Raw genomic sequence first — 1,600 nt, forward strand, 5'->3', positions numbered from 1 at the left:
ACCGCCAGGGCGGCGGCGAGCTCCTCGGGGGTGGGGTTGCCTCGGACGACCTTGATCACAGCGTTCCTCACAGCGGGATGTTGCCGTGCTTCTTCGGGGGAAGGGTTTCCCGTTTGGTGCGCAGGTGACGCAGGCCGCGGACGATGTGGGAACGCGTGTCCGAGGGCGTGATCACGGCGTCGATGTAGCCGCGTTCGGCGGCGATGTAGGGGTTGAGCAGGGTGTCCTCGTACTCGCGGATCAGCCGGGCCCGCACCGCCTCCACGTCCTGCCCGGCGGCCTCGGCCTCGGCCAGGGTGCGCCGGTGCAGGATGTTCACCGCGCCCTGGGCGCCCATGACCGCGATCTGCGCGGTCGGCCAGGCAAGGTTCAGGTCCGCGCCCAGGTGCTTGGAGCCCATCACGTCGTAGGCGCCGCCGAACGCCTTGCGGGTGATCACCGTGATCAGCGGCACGGTGGCCTCGGCGTAGGCGTAGATCAGTTTCGCGCCCCGGCGGATGATGCCGTCGTGCTCCTGCCCGACCCCGGGCAGGAACCCGGGGACGTCGACGAAGGTGAGCACCGGCAGGTTGAACGCGTCGCAGGTCCGCACGAACCGCGCCGCCTTCTCCGAGGCGTCGATGTCCAGGCAGCCGGCGAACTGCAGCGGCTGGTTGGCCACGATCCCGACCGGGTGGCCCTCCACCCGCCCGAACCCGGTGAGGATGTTCGGCGCGAACAGCGGCTGGGTCTCGAAGAACTCGCCGTCGTCCAGGACGTGCTCGACGACGGTGTGCATGTCGTAGGGCTGGTTCGCGCTGTCCGGGACCAGGGTGTCCAGCTCCAGGTCCTCGGCGGTGACCGTCAGATCGGCCGGTTCGGGGTAGGCGGGCGGCTCGGACAGGTTGTTCGACGGCAGATACGACAGCAGCTGCTTGACGTAGTCGATGGCGTCTTTCTCGTCGGCGGCCATGTGGTGGGCGACGCCGGAGGCGGTGTTGTGGGTGCGGGCCCCGCCCAGTTCCTCGAAGCCGACGTCCTCCCCGGTGACGGTCTTGATCACGTCGGGGCCGGTGATGAACATGTGGCTGGTCTGGTCGACCATGACCGTGAAGTCGGTGATCGCGGGAGAGTAGACCGCGCCGCCCGCGCACGGGCCGACCACCAGGGAGATCTGCGGGATCACACCGGAGGCGTGGGTGTTGCGGCGGAAGATCTCGCCGTAGGCGCCGAGGGAGGCCACGCCCTCCTGGATGCGGGCGCCGCCGGAGTCGTTGATGCCGACGACGGGGCAGCCGGTCTTCAGGGCGAAGTCCATCACCTTGGCGATCTTCTGGCCGTAGACCTCGCCGAGGGCGCCGCCGAAGACGGTGAAGTCCTGCGAGAACACCGCGACCGGGCGGCCGTCGACGGTGCCGTAGCCGGTGACCACGCCGTCGCCGTAGGGCCGGTTGGTCTCCAGGCCGAAGTGGGTGGAGCGGTGCCGGGCGAACTCGTCCAGCTCCACGAACGAGCCCTCGTCCAGCAGCAGCGCGATCCGCTCACGCGCGGTCAGCTTCCCCTTGGCGTGCTGCTTCTCCACCGCACGCTGGGAGCCGGCATGGGTCGCCTCCTGGATCCG

The 1,600-nt window shown here is 69.6% G+C and carries 1 protein-coding gene; it reads right to left on the minus strand.

Translation table 11 applies throughout. From position 1 onward, the window contains the following. Nucleotides 1-67: 67 nt before the first annotated feature. A partial coding sequence (locus IE286_RS26835; RefSeq protein WP_189799351.1) for an acyl-CoA carboxylase subunit beta occupies nt 68-1,600 on the minus strand: 1,533 nt, incomplete at its 5' end.

Origin of the sequence: Streptomyces thermodiastaticus (assembly GCF_014656135.1) — a bacterium.
In the GTDB taxonomy this organism is placed as follows: domain Bacteria; phylum Actinomycetota; class Actinomycetes; order Streptomycetales; family Streptomycetaceae; genus Streptomyces; species Streptomyces thermodiastaticus.